General features: G+C 42.8%; 15 protein-coding genes. 12 read left to right on the top strand and 3 right to left on the bottom strand.

Annotated elements, in window-relative coordinates; all coding sequences use genetic code 11:
* Positions 1-226 precede the first annotated feature (226 nt).
* From EKG39_RS07985 to EKG39_RS07965, 5 genes are all read left to right on the top strand, one after another.
* Positions 227-1,336 carry a tetratricopeptide repeat protein gene (locus tag EKG39_RS07985; protein ID WP_126505189.1) on the top strand — a complete coding sequence of 370 codons (1,110 nt, stop codon included), beginning with the start codon at positions 227-229 and terminating at the stop codon, positions 1,334-1,336.
* A gap of 37 nt (positions 1,337-1,373) precedes the next feature.
* Positions 1,374-2,894: a 4Fe-4S dicluster domain-containing protein gene (locus EKG39_RS07980; RefSeq protein WP_126505188.1), complete on the top strand. Its 1,521-nt coding sequence runs from the start codon at positions 1,374-1,376 to the stop codon at positions 2,892-2,894.
* Positions 2,894-3,202, top strand: coding sequence for a hypothetical protein (locus EKG39_RS07975; protein WP_126505187.1), 309 nt, complete (start codon positions 2,894-2,896; stop codon positions 3,200-3,202). Before EKG39_RS07980 ends, EKG39_RS07975 begins: the two co-directional genes overlap by 1 nt.
* An 83-nt stretch (positions 3,203-3,285) precedes the next feature.
* Positions 3,286-4,512 carry an FMN-binding protein gene (locus EKG39_RS07970; protein WP_126505186.1) on the top strand — a complete coding sequence of 409 codons (1,227 nt, stop codon included), beginning with the start codon at positions 3,286-3,288 and terminating at the stop codon, positions 4,510-4,512.
* 283 nt (positions 4,513-4,795) lie between these two features.
* Positions 4,796-5,683: a helix-turn-helix domain-containing protein gene (locus EKG39_RS07965; protein WP_185817553.1), complete on the top strand. Its 888-nt coding sequence runs from the start codon at positions 4,796-4,798 to the stop codon at positions 5,681-5,683.
* A 58-nt stretch (positions 5,684-5,741) separates the two neighbouring features.
* On the opposite strand, the gene EKG39_RS07960 is transcribed toward EKG39_RS07965, so the two are convergent.
* On the bottom strand, positions 5,742-6,524 hold the full coding sequence (locus EKG39_RS07960) for a substrate-binding periplasmic protein (protein WP_126505184.1): 783 nt from the start codon (positions 6,522-6,524) through the stop codon (positions 5,742-5,744).
* Positions 6,525-6,739: 215 nt separating this feature from the next.
* Between EKG39_RS07960 and EKG39_RS07955 the strand changes: the two genes are divergently transcribed.
* The 4 genes from EKG39_RS07955 (at position 6,740) to EKG39_RS07945 (ending at position 9,784) form a co-directional block, all read left to right on the top strand.
* A complete protein-coding gene (locus EKG39_RS07955; RefSeq protein ID WP_126505183.1) occupies positions 6,740-7,339 on the top strand; it encodes a histidine phosphatase family protein in 600 nt (199 codons plus the stop codon).
* 366 nt (positions 7,340-7,705) lie between these two features.
* Positions 7,706-7,879, top strand: coding sequence for a hypothetical protein (locus tag EKG39_RS23360; protein ID WP_185817552.1), 174 nt, complete (start codon positions 7,706-7,708; stop codon positions 7,877-7,879).
* 290 nt (positions 7,880-8,169) lie between these two features.
* Positions 8,170-8,982, top strand: coding sequence for a DUF2971 domain-containing protein (locus EKG39_RS07950; protein WP_126505182.1), 813 nt, complete (start codon positions 8,170-8,172; stop codon positions 8,980-8,982).
* 106 nt (positions 8,983-9,088) lie between these two features.
* The gene (locus EKG39_RS07945; protein ID WP_126505181.1) at positions 9,089-9,784 is read left to right on the top strand and encodes a hypothetical protein; all 696 of its coding nucleotides are present in this window, start codon (positions 9,089-9,091) and stop codon (positions 9,782-9,784) included.
* 405 nt (positions 9,785-10,189) lie between these two features.
* Here EKG39_RS07945 and EKG39_RS07940 read toward each other — a convergent pair whose 3' ends face one another.
* Positions 10,190-11,065 (bottom strand): DUF2971 domain-containing protein, encoded by an 876-nt coding sequence (locus EKG39_RS07940; protein ID WP_126505180.1) that lies wholly within the window; start codon positions 11,063-11,065, stop codon positions 10,190-10,192.
* A gap of 335 nt (positions 11,066-11,400) precedes the next feature.
* A complete protein-coding gene (locus tag EKG39_RS07935) occupies positions 11,401-12,264 on the bottom strand; it encodes a GIY-YIG nuclease family protein (RefSeq protein WP_185817551.1) in 864 nt (287 codons plus the stop codon).
* Between the two features lie 960 nt (positions 12,265-13,224).
* Here EKG39_RS07935 and EKG39_RS07930 point away from each other — a divergent pair.
* The 3 genes from EKG39_RS07930 (at position 13,225) to prpC (ending at position 16,096) form a co-directional block, all read left to right on the top strand.
* Positions 13,225-13,890 (top strand): GntR family transcriptional regulator, encoded by a 666-nt coding sequence (locus EKG39_RS07930; RefSeq protein WP_126505178.1) that lies wholly within the window; start codon positions 13,225-13,227, stop codon positions 13,888-13,890.
* Positions 13,891-13,943: 53 nt separating this feature from the next.
* The gene (gene prpB / locus EKG39_RS07925; protein ID WP_126505177.1) at positions 13,944-14,822 is read left to right on the top strand and encodes a methylisocitrate lyase; all 879 of its coding nucleotides are present in this window, start codon (positions 13,944-13,946) and stop codon (positions 14,820-14,822) included.
* A 149-nt stretch (positions 14,823-14,971) separates the two neighbouring features.
* Entirely contained in the window at positions 14,972-16,096 is a 1,125-nt protein-coding gene (prpC, locus tag EKG39_RS07920; RefSeq protein ID WP_126505176.1) for a bifunctional 2-methylcitrate synthase/citrate synthase, read from the top strand.
* The last annotated feature ends 39 nt before the right edge of the window (positions 16,097-16,135 follow it).

Genomic DNA, 16,135 nt, shown 5'->3' with positions numbered 1-16,135 from the left:
GAGATTTGTCTAAGTGACTTATATTCAATGGGTATTAAAGTTTTCAAGTCGATGCTGTCTATTGACTATGTGATCGGCTTCTCTATTTTCCAAATATGAATCTCTATTTCATATTTGTGTGATTTGGCGTGTTTCTACCATTTTTTGACATAATTGAACCTTTTGCCCGCTGTAACAATGATTATTATATTAGCTATAAATTTCATTCTGTGGCAAAGGCGGATGAGTGATAGAACATAAATGGTTAGAATTACTTAAATATTTACAAGATAGAACCCATGAGTTTGAATACATTGAATCAATTGTTGAACTACTAAATGGTAAAGTCGTCTTTCTTAATAATCAGTTTGGTAATGTAAATACAATCAACACTCCTCAATTCATCGATTGGATTGAGCATGAAGCCTTCAGTGCTGTACTTAATGATGTGTTTAAGGTGCAAAATTTTACAGAAACCGAGATAAACTCCTTATTTAACGCGCTTATCTCAACCAAACTTTATCAACTTGCCTTAAGTCTGGTTATTAATAATAAGGGTGTCATTGATACTGCTGAATTTGATATTAAGCGCGGGATAATTCTTCAACATTTAGGCGAGAGTGAGCAAGCCGAAATAGCCTTCTATAACGCCATCAGCAATAGTCCAAAAAATTATTTGGGACATTTTCATCTTGGCTATATTCGACTAACACAAGGTGATACAGAGCAAGCGGTTAAATGTTTTACAGAATGTACCCAATTAGCGCCTGATTTTGTTGGTGGTTTCCAAAATCTAGCGGGTTGTCATTATCAGGCAAGTGAGTTCGAACAGGCCATCGATTCTTGTATTCAGGTATACAAAATAGACCCCACAGTAACCGCCTGCTATGTCACTGCCATAAGCAGTTTCCTGGCACTCAAGCAACTTGAGCGGGCGAAGGTTTGGTTAGATCGCGCCAGGGTTCACCAAATAGAAACTATTGAACTGAACCGTTTACGCGGTATTTGGGCACATCAAAGTCAACATGATCCTGAGGCTATTTTGGCGCTCTCTGAATACTTAGAGGCCAGACCCGAAGATATTGATATTTTAGCGATTCGCGCTCAGGCGCTCGCTGCCGATGGCCAATGGGAACCTTTACTGATTGATCTTAAGGTTTTGCTTGAACTCGATCCTCATGATGCATGGTCTCTGGAATATCTCTTTCTCGCAAATTTTCACACACAGCGATGGGCACAAGCCGAAGTAGCTATGTCACAGTTATCTAAAATATCAACTCATTTTAAAGCCACTTACCGCAGTCAAATGGATGAAATTAGAAAACAAGAAGCCATCGTTATCGTGGATATTCAATAAAAATAGTAAATAAAGTTGTAATAGTCAGAGGTAAGCAATGAAAGATGATGCACAGATCGGAGATGAGGCAACCAATAGTTCGCGCCGAAATTTCCTTAAGTTGGGTGGTATTGCCGCGGCAACCGCCACGGTAGGGGCCGGTGCCGGTGCGGGATTCGTTCTTGGTCGGGATCCCGATGCCAATATTGGTTGGGGAAGAACGGAAGCCGGCAAGGATATGTACTTTAATCGAGAGGCATTCGAGGTGGATTTTCCGCCAACAATGGAGGTGGTGGGGCAAATTGAGCGACCAGAGTGGGGCGACTACCTGTTTAATCGTGCATTTAGTCTGGTTAAGTCGATTAAAGGGGGGTGGGTGCCAAGTGAAGACTGGACTCAAATTCCAGATCTCAGGGTGAGAGAATACTACGCAAAATACCCGAAGCGTTGGGAAGAGATGCTGCTGTCATTTAGTGAAAAAGTAAAACATGACAATAACATTGAAAAGCATCGCGACAGATTCGCTCTTGCCTGGGCCTATTCAGGCGCATACAGCAAAGGCTTACACGCGGATTTTCCACCTGAGCCCACAGAGCACCCTGATGTCGATGACTTTAAGTGGGTGCAGAGAGAGCCAAAGGAATTTAAATCGCCTAAGCATGCTTCTAAGTTGATTAAACAGATGGCATTCAAGTTCGGTATGAGTATGGTTGGTATCACTAAGCTTGATAGTAATTTCATATTTAAAAATATGATGCGTGGCATGCCTGAATGGGGAGACGAGATCCCAAAACACTGGAAGAATATCATAGTGTTTGGCGTGCCGATGAACTGGGATCCTATGTATGCCGCGGTGGGTTACTCAACATCTTATGACGCCTATTATCGAGCCAAGATGGCATCGGGATTAATGGCCGCCTATTTAGGTGAGTTAGGTTATGCCGCTCGCCCGCAGTTCCCCGGTAACAGTTATGAAGTGATTATGCCCCCCTTGGCCATGCTTGCAGGTCTGGGTGAATCGACACGCAATGGGATCCTGATGACACCTGAAGTGGGGCCCAACATTCGTCTCGCGGCTGTGATCACTAACTTAGATCTGGAACACGATAAACCGATAGATCTGAATATGAAACACTTCTGTGAAAGTTGCAAAATTTGCGCAGATGCATGTCCGAGCGGCTCCATCAGTAAAGCTGATAAACCCGATGATGTGGTCCGTGGAGTACGCAAGTACGCATTTAACCAAGATGGTTGTTGGAGATTCTGGAATCAAGGTCCGACCCCGAGTGGTCTAGGCTGTCGAGTCTGTATCGCTGTATGTCCTTATACCCGAAAAAATAACTGGATACATGCATTAGTTAAGCAAGCTGAACCCAGAGATCCTACCGGTGTTACACGTAATGCATTGTTGGCGATGCAGCATAACTTCTTCTATTACCCGGATGCTGAGTCTTTTCACCCTGAATGGAGTGGCGGCAACTTTGCCAGTTACCATCAGCCCCCGGAGTGGATGCGAAGTGAAGAGTATCTGAAAGTCGAGAAGACTTGGGAATATGACGGCAACTGGGAGGGTTTCTAATGTTTCCGCAATCAACGTTATTGGATCCACTGTTTTGGATGGTATTAGGTGCAATTCAGGTATTGGTATTTACGGGTGCAAACCAATGGGCCAAAGAATCTCAATTAGGAATGAATTGGTGGAAGTGGTCTGTCGTGGGTTTCTGGTGGTTAAGTTTTATCTTGACCATAGCCGGCGCGTTCACACTGCTGGGTGAAAATGAAGGCAACGCCGGATGGTACGTTTTAGGATTTGTCGGAACACTATTAGTGATTGGTGGCGCGGCAATACTTAAAGTGCTGGTTCTGTTAAAGCCGAACCATCCATAGCGCAATATCCCCAGTGTCAGGATTGTGGTCACCACATCGTTAACCGGAGCCCTGAGTTTTATATCAGGGCTTTGAGAGGTTTTATGTATAGCAAGAAACGCATCGATTTTTGGAAAAAAGTTGCCAGTTTAGTGTCAGTGAGCTTATTGCTACTGGCATGGTATTGCGGAAGTATCCGAATTTCCGATAACCAGAGCGATATGGTGGATCAGTTGTTGATTAATGGAGAGCTGTTAACGCAGATCCATCCCCGTTTATATCAAGGGACGTCAGCTAACGAATTAAGCCCGGTTGAATTCATTGGTTTGGGTAGCGGTATAGGTTATGGCGGGATCACAGAGGTTGCAGTTACTGTTTCATCACAGGGCGATATTCAGCGAGTCGCTGTCTTATCATCTAAAGATACCAGTTCCTATCTGGACAAGGTCCTCCAATCAAATCTGATGGAGAAGATACTTGGGGAAAATATTAAGGTCAGCCTCGAAATTGACGGTGTTAGTGGGGCGACGGTTTCCACCAATGCATTAACTGATGCCATAAAGCAGGCAGCTGATTCGGTTAGAGTTCAAGTATTCGGCTTCAGTATGTTAGAGAATGAAGAGCCCGTCTCTCATTTTCGCTGGCTGGATCTGATGGCTATTGCGATGTTTACGATGGCTATTTTAGTGAACAAAACACGTCATCGCAAAAAGAGTATGTTTAACTGGGCGATACTGCTCAGCTCTATGTGTGTATTTGGCTTTTACTCCTCTAGCTTATTTTCATCATCGACTATGGGGATCCTTATTTCCGGGGCATGGTTTAGTGGCCTGGGCAACTATACTTCGTTAATTTTACTCTCACTGGTGATCTTATATATTATCGTGAGTAATAGAAATGTTTACTGCACTAGTCTTTGTCCTTTTGGGGCTACACAGGAGTGCCTGGCTAAGCTGGGTAATGCTAAGACCACAAGCCTCACAAACTTCTTCTTTGAATGGTTCCCAAGGGGACTTCTGCTGACAACTTTATGTTTAGGCTTGTATTTTCGTAATCCGGCATCATTTTCATATGAGCCTTTCGGCATCATGTTTGGCATGATAGGTTCAATTTACCTCTTTGTACTAACCGTGCTTGCTATCGTAACGTCACTGGTTGTCAAACGGCCATGGTGTAGAACCCTTTGTCCGATGAATCCAATGACAGATTTTATTCGCTTCAATAGGCAATGGTTTAAGTCCATATTAAATAAACAAAGAGCCAAAAGAGAAATAATGGAAGCTAATCAAATGGCTGATGTGGCAGTAAAGAGCAATGAGGTATCTAAATGAGGAAGAAGTTACTATTCATGTTTTACATTGTGTCAGCGATGATAGTGTGTGTTCATCTTGCTGCCAGGGTCAATTTTTTAAATAAATTGCAAACGGGTAATGCACCACTTTTTGTCATTACTTATTCTGATAACAATAAAGAGTCAAGCTTGCCGATTAAGGAGAGTATTAATTATAAAGAGTGGGCGACAAAGTTTGAAGAGCAAACGAAATAGCGTATTTGGAGAACTAGCATTGAGCGATTCGCATCGAGTATATGAGATCAGTTTTAAATGGGAATGTAATGAGTGACGATATGATATTCGGTGTCGAGTTTCCAAGATCGAAGGCTGATTTTGACTTCGCCATGCATACAATGCAGGAGTTTTACGACAATTACGAAAGAGGCTTGTTCACCGATCCCCATCGCCTGTTTTTTAATGCCATTATCTATATTACACATGGAAGTGGAAGGCATTATGTCGACCATCAAGTGTGTCACCTAAAACCCGGAACCATACTATTTATCTCCAAATATCAGGCTCATAGGTTTGACTATAATCCGAGTATAAGAGGTTACGTCATTCCATTTTGCGATAACATCCTATTTTATGGTACTGATGACCCATATAAAAGCCGAATAAGATCGGCTTTTGAAGATATTAACTTCACACATGAAAGAGAAGAAACCTGTAGCTTCTTCTTTGAGCAGCTATGGTTGGAGTACACTCAGCTGGATAGTCAATTGTCCGAAGAGGTCATTCGTAACTCTTTGAGAGCGATTATATTAAAAACATTGGTACGTCAGCATCAATCATCTTTAAAATCAAATAGTCACTCTCACTATTCGTCAGACTATTGTAAATTTCACAAGCTGATTAAGGCTCACTTTGTCTATACCCGTACTGTTGAAAAATATGCAAGCATGATGGGAATTACGACAAAAAAGTTGAATCAAATTGCAAAAGAGAATACCGGCAAAACCGGCAAAGACTTGATTAACTCTTATGCGATTTTAGAGTCTAAAAGGTTGTTGGCCTATAGTCAGGATCCCATAGCATCAATTGCACAGAAACTAGGTTTCAGTGAACCGACCAATCTGACTAAATTTTTTAAAAAACACAGCGGCCTGACACCTAAGGAGTTTCGTAACTTATGCTTATACCAAAATTCAAAAACAGCCGGTGGCTAAATAACCTGTAACCTTGATATCAAAATTCGTTTTAGCTCGATACTTATAGCGGTTGAAATTACTGCTGATGCGATTGAATCTGTTGAGTTTGCAAATGCTTTTTTAAAATCGCTTCAATCTTGTCTTCTGTCTTGAGTTTATTAGCCGCAGAACGAATTGCATCTATTGGAAACGTTTTATCGATAGCACTACTCTTGGGCATTTGCAGCCAGGCATCCAGCGTTCTGATGCTAAAACCCGGGAATTCGAATGAATCTTGTAACCCTAGCTTTTTGCTTTCATACAGAGCCGTGCTATCAATTGTCAAAAACGCACTGATCCTATTGGAGTTGAGCATTTTTAGACCTTGGCTAAAGTCCTTTATCTCGTAGGTTGATAATCTGTCATCCTGTAGTATTTGGGGACAAAAATTGGTGCCTCTGAGGTAACCTATGGTCTGTATTTTCCCCGGGTCGTAGATCTCTTTATGGCTTAGGAGTGGGTTTCCTTTCTTTGTTAACAGAATGACATTTTGTTCGAATAACAGAGATATGTAGTCAACTTCAGCATCATTATCTGAATTTCTGCTGAATATAGCTAGGTCAGCATCGCCATTTTTAGTGTAATTAACCACGCGGGAATAGGGCAATAATTTAATCTCAATCTGTATATTCGCCTCATCGGCTATAGCCCTTGCAATGTCCGGGATTATGCCTTTTATCGCTCCATCCTCAACATAGCCAAAGGGGTCAAACTCAATGGAGGCGAAAATATATTCATCGGCGTGGGTATAGGGAAGAAATTGGGGTGAAAATAGCAATAGAAATAACAATGTAAGATGCTGGGTTCGCAAACTTCTCATTATTGTCCTGCCATTGCCTTAGGTAGATGTGTCTAAGTATAGCAAGTAAATTTGGCATGATTGCACAGATACAAATGGCGTTAATTGATGGTTTGAAATTCCTGTGAAAGCCGCAAACACTGTGAATTCCCCCATATTATATGGGCTTTGTCGATGTTAAAATTAACATTTATATTCATGTTTATTCGTCATTTTCGGGATTTAATTTTTTAAGAATGAAATTGCTTTTTTGTCGTCATGGCGAAACCCAATGGAATAAACTGGGGAAACTGCAAGGCCACCTGGATAGTGGCTTAACTGCCGAAGGTGAGTCTCAGGCGCGACGCTTAGGAGCTCAATTAGCCCCTCATCAGCCCGGTTTAATAGTCACAAGTGATCTGGGGCGTGCCATGGCGACGGCGACTCTAGCCAACCATAGCTTAAATTTACCCATCGAATCGTCCCCCTTATTGCGTGAACGATGTTTTGGTGAGTTACAGGGACAAGATAATAGTGAGTCTCAGGATTTATGGGGAGCTTACGAACGACGTTTCGTTGGCAATGAGATGGAGATTGACGGGGCGGAATCTGCTTCCGAAGTATTGAGTAGGGTGCAGCACTTCTTGCAGGGGTTATCTTGCATAGATGTAGAAACCCTTGTAGTCATCGGCCATGGAGAATGGTTACGAGTCATTCAAAATCTCTTCGCCGGAGAGCAAGCTTGGTCCAATCGTCAGTTACTGCCGGGTAATTGCGAAATCATCGAATTTGACCTGCAAAGTTTTCAGCTTGATGCTTTAACCCAAAACCCCGCTTCAGCTTCAGCTTCTGGCTGAGTTGGTATTGAGTGGTGTGTTTGAAAGTCGTACTTTCATTGTTATCTATCACCTGCAGGGGCGCATGTGTAAGTAATCTCTCGGTACGCTGGCTCTTGATTTCAAAAGAGTCATCCTTGGGCGCTCTGCGATTTCAAACAACCTCCCTGTTTAACAGCCAGTTCGATATCCTTATCTCTCGCTCGAAGAGTTTCACTATGTGAAACCTCGCCTTGAAATCGAAGTCCTCGAGCTCACTTACACCCGTTTCTCTATCTCTTCGATTGAAGTTTTGTTGGTAACACGTTTATGCACCAAAGCTTGCTAGCCTTCGAATGAAGGCTGATTACATTTTCTTTTTTCGTTCGTTGTTATTGGAGTGTGAGCTTGAAGGTCGTACCTTCATTGATGTTTACCGCCTGCCCGGCGAGGGAATGTGCAGATACTTCAGCGAGACGCCGTGAACACTTCCATGTGGGCTCTGCCAAAACATCCATGTTTTGGAAGCTCGCAGCCGCATCTGCACTGGCTGGTTTACGAGAAAGTTCTCTCTTCGATTAGAGCTTTTTGGAGCAGCCTCTAACTTGGAAATGCCCCATTATGCGTTAAAGCAAAAACTCATTCATATTTTGTTAATGCGAGTTTACCCTACCAAAACTTATGCTAAGAGGCCTACCACTTCAAGGGTGGAGCAAGCATTATGACTTTTTTAGCCATCTAATCAACCTTCCCCCTCATTAACCTATTGATTATCAATTGAAGAGTTAAATGAAAGACGGCATTATAGCGGAATGAAAAACGGCTCGCAGCCGTATAAGTAGCGTAAGTAGCTTCGAGGAAATAGGAAAGTCATGATTCTCTACAAATACATGTCGTTTAAGTCAGCATGTTCAGTTATGGATAATAGTTCAATAGGCTTTTCTTGCTTAGAAGATCTCAACGATCCATTTGAAGGCACTGCTATTTGTTTTGAAGAGTCCGATGCCTTGATTAGAAGCCTACAGAAAAACCCTCATCGTAATCGTTTAAGCCGTAATTACGGAGTTCTTTCTCTTACTCGCAATCCACTAAATTCGTTAATGTGGTCTCATTACGGAGATGATCATCGAGGTGTCGTTATTGGCATTGATATGAAAAAAGCAAACCTACTTGATGAGAGCTCATGTGTTATTCCTGCTCAATTCGGTGAAATAGTTTACACCTTAACGATGCCTCAAAATACATTACCAACCTCCAGTATTGAATCATTAATGAGTGTAGGTGACGAATATAGAAGTTTTAGACATCATGAGTATGATTTATTTAAAAATGCTTTTCTAATGAAGGGATTAGCATGGGGTTACGAAGAGGAGGTGCGTGTTGTTAAAAATGTCAAGGGCAACAAAATCTCTCGATATTCAGCGAGTCAGTTTGCAAATGAAGCGGGAAAGTGGAATCAAGTAACAGTAATGGGGCGTCCATTGTATTGTTTATCAATACCGAAAGAGTCAATTGTCGAAGCATATTTAGGCTGTGCTAGTTATAGCAACGTTACTCGCTTAGGTGTAGAACAAGATTTTTACACTAAAACCAGAAAAGAATGGCAATTAAACGGTGTCAATGTTCAATTAGTTCGTCATAAAGAAGGCACTTGGAACTTGGAAGTTTCCGATTACAAAATTTAGTACGCAACTAACAAATTGCTTAAGAGCGATTTGCAACGCGTGCCATTTTACCATGCGTTGCTCACATCTTAACAGAGCCTTAGGCTAAAAAGAGGAAACAACAAAGTTGGACGTAGAAAAGAGATATGAATCTGCTCTGGGGAAAATGCAAGAGGTTATCGATTCTGTTAGTTTTTTAACACATGCTGTCGAGGAGTTTTCTGGTAATGTACGAGAAGGGCGATCAATAGTTAGTGGTACAGAGGTTACTTCTTCAACGTCATTGGTAACCAGAACAACTGACGAGCTATTTGAATATCTCGACGATGTTCTATCTTCGACCTATTTGGAACTAGTTTTCCAAGCTCAATTTAATATATTCGAAGCTGCCTTGTTTGACATGTTATCAATATATTTGAAGTCAAATTTAACGCTGTTGAGTCAGGAGCGTAACTTAAGCACAGGAGCAGTTTTGTCAGCCGGTAGCTATGAAAATCTAATCACCGAGATTATTCATAATGAACTGAATAAAGTAGCTTACGGGAGTATTCACAAATGGATAAAACAAATTAATAAATACCTGTCTTATAAAGTAATATCAGATTCTGATTTGCTGCTTTTAGCTGAAATGAAAGCGACACGTAATTTGTTGGTACACACAGATGGTGTATGTAACAAAATTTATCTTGAGGCTAGTGGTGAACAAGCACGGTTCGAAATTGGGGATAGAGTGACGATTGACTACACCTATCTTTATCATGCGCATCTATTGCTTAGTTGTGTACTTGATAAAGCTCTAAAGGCTATCTTATCGAAAAATTAGCCTAGCAATCATTTAAGTAGATTCGCAACGCTTGGCACTTTCCGGTTTGAGTTAGCTTTCGTGTTTACGGCACAATGGTTTAGGTAGGCTGGTGCGTTGCTCACTACTTAATTGGGCGTTACCGCATATCTGATTGCTATACTTCCACTAATGACACTTCCTGAGTTTTAACTCTAAACCATTTCTGTCCAGGTACGGTTTAGAGTGACCGCCCTAAGCAGCTTTTACCCCGAAACGTGTTTGTGCAACACATTTCGCCATACCTCAATTTTGAACACCTATGTAGCAGAAAATATTACGGTACGTAGTTATGGTGTATCTATTGGTTCGGTGGAGATTTAATACATTAATTTGCAATTTATCTCTGAGAACATTAGCCAATTACTCTCTGCACATATAGAACTATCACTCAGGCCGAACCCTTTCTGACACTAGCTTTCCGTTTTCAATACGTTTTACCTGGTAGACTAGAACATCAGGGTTTATCCCTTCTGCTAAACTTAACAGTTCATCTCGTACTTCTGGTTCAATCTCAAGGCCTAAGTGTAGCTCGGTTATCTCTTCTGGATGATAAGGCAATGTCTCCCAAGGTTCCTCTCCAGCTCTGAGTGCAATAGCCAATCGATACTCTGCTTCCTGCTCCCATTCTAGCGTTTTAGTGTAGATGATTCTCTCGACCTTATCTCTAGTCAATGCCTCTTTGTCTCCGAATAGCGCTTCTTCAACAAAGTCTTTGGCAGACGGATACAAAACAGGCCTGTGCTCGACGTATGATACTGGCTTGAATAATTGGAACTTAGAGCCCTTTTCAATAAACGGAGTAATTCTAATCATCACTCCCTTATGCTCTTCCGCATAATCACTCCACATGTACTCTAGGTTCTTCTTTGGGGTTACGCAAAGTACGCGATAATCTTGCATTAAAACGTTGATGTCTTCTATGTGCCGCTCAACAATCTCCTTATAACGTTCTTCATCCTGCCTATGTGCTGCGCCTTGCAGTACCTTAACCAAATCAGGCCGCGTTCTTATAGCATGTTGCATTGCCGTAACTTGATCACGCATAGGGAATCCGCATGTCAGCACTTTATCTAGATTATCAGAGAGAACTTCTGGCAAGCACTCCCAGGCATCCTCTAGCTCACCATCGAATACACCTCTAATTGTTAAGTCTTCTGTATCGTTATACGTGGAAGGCTTCGCATGTCTAAAGCACTGGTTTTGTAAGGTTAACTTAGCACCCATGACATTGAGATACTTATAGAGCGGTGGTAGAGGCATGTTGTCACCTTGGTAGACACGTTAGTTAATATTAAATACTGCCGATACTTCTAGATAATAATATAGTGTAAGCAGACCAATACTTAAATCAGGTCATGAACTTTAGGTTCTAGCAAATTTCTGCCCCATTCCTGCTTAGAGTAAAAACTCGGGAACCTGCAAGCGGGAAAAATAATTAGCCGAAGAGATGGCTAAACTCAAAAGACAATCGGTAGAGCAATCAGAAGGTTGCTAGAGATCGTAAAAAGGTTTTGCTTCAAGTCTTTTTTATTAATAAATAGTATCAATCCGAAGGTCGGAAGCTCCCGGTTTTCTTGAGCACTCTATGATTTTATTTAGCGCACTATCACCAGACCAATAACAAAGAGCACTACCGCTCCAACAATGGTGTTAAATTTTGTGCGTTCACGGCGATTTCTCTTTACGTATTCAGCGTGCTCGATTTTATAGTCTGCTTTTAGTTGTGCTGTTAACTGGTCTAGCAAACTGATTTCCGCTTCGTAAGTGTATGCAGGATCGTTGCTCGTATAGTTATACAGCGGATCGTAATCCGGACGTGGCTTTGGGTTGTTATGGATGTAATCAAATTGGTGGATAGCGGTACTGTAGCGCGACTTTGCTTCACTCCATGGTCGTAATCGTTCTGCCTCAAATCGCTGTTTCTCTTTATGTAAGGCGAGTGATTCTTCTCTTGCTTGCTTAAATTGCTCTCTAGAGGTGTAACCTCCCTCACAAACAGTTTTTATTACATCCAGGATTTTGGACTTTGGATACTTAAAGAATTCGCGCTGCTTGTTGACGCGATACTTAGCGAGTTCGGCGTGAATGCGACGTTCTAGCTCGAATGGATCGCTTTCGACAAAGAATGCTTCTTGCACGCGGAAGGGAGTGATAGTGCTGGTGTTATTTAGCCCTTTTAGTCGCTCCTGCATGGTTTTATTAGTTGCACCAATTTTGTAGATATCTTTTGCATGACTGCTTGAGCGAACCAAGTAGACGTAGCCATTCGTGCCGTTAAGAGTCTCGATAGGAAGTGATGCTGGCGCTCTCCCCATTTGAATGTCCCTTGCGTCTTTCGCGGTCGTGCCAAGTTGAGCCGCTAAGCGCTCGTTTTCTTTCTCAATTGATTTGCGCGTTTTACCATGAAACTCCATCACAGGTGTACTGGTTTTTTGGCACAGGTGACGATGCAAGTCCATGGCAGACTCGAGCTTCATTCGTTGTATTGCTTTTTGAGCAGAAGAGGAGGGCATGCAGTTGTCTCGAAATCACGGTCAATTATTTGTATGATTATACATATGTATAGTTTGAGATGTCTGCAAAATGTAAGAATTGGGAGGCGTTATTCTAATACGGCTAGGTAAGCCCCCTGAGCCCTATATAACATACTTTTTCTCATCCCAACTGGTAGTATTAGGTGAATTGCTCTAAGAAGGTTATGTCCACAAATGAGTTACAGAGTACCCGCCACCTAAAGTCGAAGAGATAAACACTCAGGTGTAAACGCGGCTGTGACCTTCGGCATCAGGGTAAAGTTTCACTGTGTGAAACTCTTTGAGCGAGAGATAAGGATATCGAACTGGCTTTTAAACAGGGACGGAATTTGATGTCGCAGAGCGTATAGGGACCATTTTATTTTTAAAGAGTTACAGCGTGTCACTGAAGTGTTTACACATAAGGTCGTTCTTTCACATCCATGTGATCACGACATTGATATATCCATATATGGCACATGCTGCGAGCAATTAACTCCAAAAAAACTATACCATTCCATAAGCCATACAAATACCGATACCGTCAGATGAATCATCCAAAAGATATTTGAAACTTGTTATCGGACAAGTAACCAAGTTTTTGTTCAAATGTGGCTTACAAAATGCTCAAACTTTGCTTGTCTTAAGACACCTTATCCTCTAGTCAGGTAACCCGATCAGGCAGTATTAAGACCTGTTACTCGGTTCTGACGTCCTCCTCCTTATCTAACTTTCTGTTTTATTGATACTTCCTTCAGATTCTTACACCGACTAGGTGATTAATTGCCCTGACTAGGGACGATTAGTCGAGTCTTTTTGTCGACAATGTACCGGTTTATTATTGACCAACGTCGTCATCTAAGGTTATATTGTCGACAATCTCATTTGTAATGAATATGTAAATATATGACCTTTTTCAACGAACAGCCTGTTACAGCGGCCGATAAAACATTTTTTCAGCTGCGAAAAGATATTGTTGAGGGAGAGGTAGCATCCGGCTCTAAGCTTAGTGAGACTGAGTTGTCGACAAAATATGCCGTGAGTCGGGCAGTTATTCGTGAAGCCATCAATCGCCTCGAGTCTTGCAACCTGGTCGAACGTAAGGCAAATGTCGGTGCCAGAGTGGTGACCTTAACTCCGGAAGGCTTAGTCGAGCTCTATCAGGTGCGTGAGTCATTAGAGGGGATGGCTGCGAGGTTAGCTGCAAAAAATATGACCGATCAGGAGATTGGCGATCTGAATGTGCTATTGAATACCCATTTTCAAAAGGTCAAAACCGGCGAGTCCTATTATCAGGAAGCCGGTGATGTCGATTTTCATTACCGAATCATCCTGGGCAGTAAGAATAAGCACCTCATATCCATGTTAATAGACGGCATTTATCATCTGGTGCGTATGTATCGTGTTCAGCTTGGAATGACGGGACCCAGAATAACGACAGCATTTGATGAGCATAAGAACATAGTTCAAGCCATATGCAACCGGGATGAAGAACTTGCCGAGATGCTGATGCGTCGTCACATCTTGTATTCGAAGAATAATGTCGAAAAGAAATTAGAAGCAGTTAATTAGCAGTTAAGTAAATTTAAACCGATTTAGCAACGAGCTCTAAAGGGAGAACATACATGAGTGCAGGTAAGAAGTTCCGTCAAGCTTTGGCTGACAATAAACCATTGCAAATAGTAGGCACCATCAATGCCTACTCGGCAATGATGGCAAAGCAAATTGGCCACCAGGCTATCTACCTTTCTGGCGGCGGTGTTGCTAATGCCTCCTATGGTCTGCCGGATCTGGGAATGACATCACTCAACGATGTGATTGTTGATGTGCAACGTATAACCTCGGCTTGCGATCTCCCGTTGCTTGTCGATATCGATACCGGTTGGGGTGGGGCGTTTAATATTGCCAAAACCGTTCGTGATATGGAAAAAGCAGGCGCTGCGGCGGTGCATATGGAAGATCAGGTGGCACAGAAACGTTGTGGTCATCGTCCGAATAAAGAGATCGTTTCAACGGCAGAGATGGTTGACCGTATTAAAGCGGCAGTAGATGCACGTACCGATCCCGACTTCTTCATCATGGCTCGTACCGATTCATTCGCTCAAGAGGGGCTGGAATCCGCGATTGAACGCGCTAAAGCGTATGTCGCGGCCGGCGCCGACGGTATCTTTGCCGAAGCGGTTAAAACAGAGGAGCACTATCGTGCATTCTCCGACGCGCTTGATGTGCCGATTCTTGCCAACATCACGGAGTTTGGGCAAACAGAGCTCTGGAACAAGGACCAGCTAGGAGAGTGGGGCGCTGCTATGGTGCTGTATCCATTGAGCGCCTTTAGAGCCATGAATAAAGCGGCCGAGATGGTATACACCTCTATACTCGACAATGGCGATCAAAAAGCTGTGGTCGATTCGATGCAAACCCGCATGGATCTCTACAACTACCTCGGATATCACGAATACGAACAGAAGCTGGATAGTCTGTTTGCCGAAGGTAAAAACCTGTAATAGAAGTAGCAATATATTAGTTAACACCCTACAACTTATGTGTTGTGACTCGCCTGGTAAATACCACCATAGGTAATAATCAGGACTGATATTTATACCAGCACAAAAATTAACACATAAGAGCAGATAAATAATAAAAGGAACACGTTATGGTAGATAAGAAACTCAGTGGTGCAGGCCTTCGTGGTCAAAGCGCAGGCGAAACAGCTCTTTGTACAGTCGGAAAGTCAGGTTCAGGTCTGACCTACTGTGGTTATGATGTTTCAGACTTGGCAGATAATGCGACATTCGAAGAGGTGGCTTATCTACTGTTTAACGGTGAGCTGCCAAATCAGACTCAGCTGGATCACTATAAGACAGAGTTATTCGCTCATCGCGATCTGCCTCAGGCCCTTAAAGAGGTTCTGCAAAGGATCCCGGCCGATGCACACCCGATGGATGTGATGCGTACAGGTTGCTCATTTTTGGGCAACCTTGAGCCTGAGAATGATTTCAGTGAGCAAAGCAGAGCGGCAAATCGCTTGTTAGCCGCGTTTCCTGCCATCATGTGTTACTGGTATAAGTATTCTCACGATGGCGTTGAGATCGATTGTGTCACCCAGGAAGACTCAATCGGCGGGCACTTCCTGCACCTGCTTAACGGTAAGGCACCATCAGAGCAGCATCGCCGCGTGATGGATGTATCGCTAATTCTATATGCCGAGCATGAGTTCAACGCATCGACCTTTACCGCACGCGTATGTGCATCGACCTTATCAGATATGTTCTCATGTATTACCGGGGCTATCGGCACCTTACGTGGTCCACTACATGGCGGCGCGAACGAAGCGGCGATGGACATGATCCAAAAGTTCAGCTCGCCACAAGATGCTAAGACCCAGATGGCCGGTATGTTGGAGCGTAAAGAGAAGATCATGGGCTTTGGTCATGCTATCTATCGTACATCCGACCCGCGTAATGTGATCATTAAGGGTTGGTCTGAAAAGCTGGCAAACGAGTTTGGTGATACGTCACTCTACGATATCTCAGTCGCCTGTGAAGAGTTCATGTGGGACACCAAGAAGTTGTTTTGTAATGCAGACTTCTTCCATGCATCGGCTTATCACTTTATGGGCATTCCGACTAAGTTGTTTACGCCAATATTCGTCTGTTCACGACTAACGGGTTGGGCCGCTCATGTGATGGAGCAGCGCTCTAACAACCGTATTATTCGACCCAGCGCCGACTACACAGGTTCAGAGCCAAGAACCGTTACTCCTATCAGTGAAAGATAAGCACTCAGGTCCGAAGAGCCCGCTCTTCGGACCTAAGAC

The sequence above is a fragment of the Shewanella atlantica genome, assembly GCF_003966265.1.
Classification (GTDB): domain Bacteria; phylum Pseudomonadota; class Gammaproteobacteria; order Enterobacterales; family Shewanellaceae; genus Shewanella; species Shewanella atlantica.
The sequence above is the reverse complement of the archived record's forward strand: the minus strand, read 5'-3'. Positions and strand labels throughout refer to the sequence as shown.

Bases quoted from the DNA above. Each gene is read 5' to 3' on its own strand.
- EKG39_RS07980 (WP_126505188.1), top strand. From the start codon at position 1,374: ATGAAAGATGATGCACAGATCGGAGATGAGGCAACCAATAGTTCGCGC.
- EKG39_RS07975 (WP_126505187.1), top strand. From the start codon at position 2,894: ATGTTTCCGCAATCAACGTTATTGGATCCACTGTTTTGGATGGTATTA.
- EKG39_RS07970 (WP_126505186.1), top strand. From the start codon at position 3,286: ATGTATAGCAAGAAACGCATCGATTTTTGGAAAAAAGTTGCCAGTTTA.
- EKG39_RS07965 (WP_185817553.1), top strand. From the start codon at position 4,796: ATGAGTGACGATATGATATTCGGTGTCGAGTTTCCAAGATCGAAGGCT.
- EKG39_RS07960 (WP_126505184.1), bottom strand. From the start codon at position 6,524: ATGAGAAGTTTGCGAACCCAGCATCTTACATTGTTATTTCTATTGCTA.
- EKG39_RS07955 (WP_126505183.1), top strand. From the start codon at position 6,740: ATGAAATTGCTTTTTTGTCGTCATGGCGAAACCCAATGGAATAAACTG.
- EKG39_RS07950 (WP_126505182.1), top strand. From the start codon at position 8,170: ATGATTCTCTACAAATACATGTCGTTTAAGTCAGCATGTTCAGTTATG.
- EKG39_RS07940 (WP_126505180.1), bottom strand. From the start codon at position 11,065: ATGCCTCTACCACCGCTCTATAAGTATCTCAATGTCATGGGTGCTAAG.
- EKG39_RS07935 (WP_185817551.1), bottom strand. From the start codon at position 12,264: ATGGACTTGCATCGTCACCTGTGCCAAAAAACCAGTACACCTGTGATG.
- EKG39_RS07930 (WP_126505178.1), top strand. From the start codon at position 13,225: ATGACCTTTTTCAACGAACAGCCTGTTACAGCGGCCGATAAAACATTT.
- prpB (WP_126505177.1), top strand. From the start codon at position 13,944: ATGAGTGCAGGTAAGAAGTTCCGTCAAGCTTTGGCTGACAATAAACCA.
- prpC (WP_126505176.1), top strand. From the start codon at position 14,972: ATGGTAGATAAGAAACTCAGTGGTGCAGGCCTTCGTGGTCAAAGCGCA.